The sequence below is a fragment of the Polaromonas sp. P3_C2 genome, from assembly GCF_056402675.1.
In genome coordinates, this window is record NZ_JBFUGX010000923.1 from 1 (window position 1) to 1,330 (window position 1,330).

At 60.6% G+C, this 1,330-nt stretch carries 3 protein-coding genes and 1 pseudogene; 1 reads left to right on the top strand and 3 read right to left on the bottom strand.

The genetic code is table 11. From position 1 onward, the window contains the following. A partial coding sequence (locus AC1DWI_RS23420) for a hypothetical protein (RefSeq protein ID WP_477725948.1) occupies positions 1-190 on the top strand: 190 nt, incomplete at its 5' end. Positions 191-232: 42 nt separating this feature from the next. Here the strand turns inward: AC1DWI_RS23420 and AC1DWI_RS23425 are convergent. From AC1DWI_RS23425 to AC1DWI_RS23435, 3 genes and pseudogenes are all read right to left on the bottom strand, one after another. Continuing rightward, positions 233-481 carry a hypothetical protein gene (locus AC1DWI_RS23425; protein WP_436154840.1) on the bottom strand — a complete coding sequence of 83 codons (249 nt, stop codon included), beginning with the start codon at positions 479-481 and terminating at the stop codon, positions 233-235. Next, the gene (locus AC1DWI_RS23430) at positions 468-833 is read right to left on the bottom strand and encodes a hypothetical protein (RefSeq protein ID WP_457278577.1); all 366 of its coding nucleotides are present in this window, start codon (positions 831-833) and stop codon (positions 468-470) included. The genes AC1DWI_RS23425 and AC1DWI_RS23430 overlap by 14 nt, the downstream gene beginning before the upstream one ends. 355 nt (positions 834-1,188) lie before the next feature. Further along, positions 1,189-1,330, bottom strand: a pseudogene (locus tag AC1DWI_RS23435) (LysR family transcriptional regulator); the annotation flags it as partial.

The following is a 1,330-nucleotide window of genomic DNA, read 5'->3' on the forward strand; positions in this document are numbered from 1 at the left end:
GATATGGTCGATGGCATCGTCGGGTTCGAGAAACGGGTCGGGTTGGGACGAATCGGCCATGAAAATCACCTTTTTGCTGTGTGTTCAGACATTGAAAAATGTCTTCAGCACAGTATGCGCCCGGGTGTGCGCGGTGATCAAGGAGCCGTACGGCCCCATCGGCGTTGTGGGTAGCCGTGGATGGCCATGAATAGCCAGGCAGAGCCGGCGGTGCCGGCCCCGTGGCTCAGCTTCAGGCCTGGTTGGCGGCGTTTTCGAGGGCTTCGTCGAGTGCCTTGCACGAGGGCGAGCACACGGCCTGGGACTTGCCCAGCACTTTACGGGTGCCCATCAGGGAGCGGGCGCGGTGCTTGCCGCACATGAAACACGACATCGTGGCAGCGCCAAATGACGTGGTGGCAGCAAACGGTGAGCCCGACACCTTGGACTTGTAGCGCAGGCCGTCAGCGAGTACGGCGGTTTTGGCGTCAGCTCTTGCCATGGTTGGGGTCTTCCTTCAGTTGGGGGTTGATGGGTTTCATGGCCTTTTCAATGGCCTCTTTGGCCTTCAGCTCGGCAGCGAGCGAGGCGTCCAGCGCAGACCGGCACAGGCCCGCATACTGGTAATTGACGTTTTCATACAGCTCTGCCGCAGCCGGGTGCGTGTCGAGCAGCGCGCCCAGCGCCATGCCGGGTTCCACATCGCCCAGTTCGTTGACCAGGTGCAGCACCACGGAGCGGTACTGCTCGGCACCCACCGGCACCGCGCTGTGCTCAAGCCGTTCCAGCAGCTCGGCCAGTACGTGGGTGACCGTGAGGTCGGTTTTGTGGGGATGGGGTTGGGTGGCGTTCATGCAGTGAATTTGGGGCTTCCTTCCCCTAAATCAAGCACTTTGCGGACCAGGTAACCGCCCTTCGGCGGTTGCTGGCCCCCTTTCGGGCTAGCCTGGATCAGCCCTGCGCGCTATATTTTTTATAGCTGCTCGCGCTTGTCTGCTGTGGGTTGGAGGCCTATTTTACCTCTAAACGGCAGGCCCGGAAGCTTTCCCCGGGCTTCCAGAGGCCATTTGGCGTGCCTGCAGGTGTTACCAAACGTCTTTTGAACGCTGTTTAATGGATGAAAAGTAGCTGCAGACCAATGCTGGTAAGCGCAAGTAGCTCCTGATTTGATAGCACCAAAAATACCGCGCAGAGCGTCTACGGTACTTTTTACCCTCCATCGGGCAACCCTTTTGCCGCCAGATGGGCCACCAGCAGCCTGGCCGCCGCCGACAAACCCGCCTCATCCCGAAAGCAGATGGCAAAGCGCCGGCGGGCCCAGGGGTCGGCGAGCGGCATCACACGCAGCCCA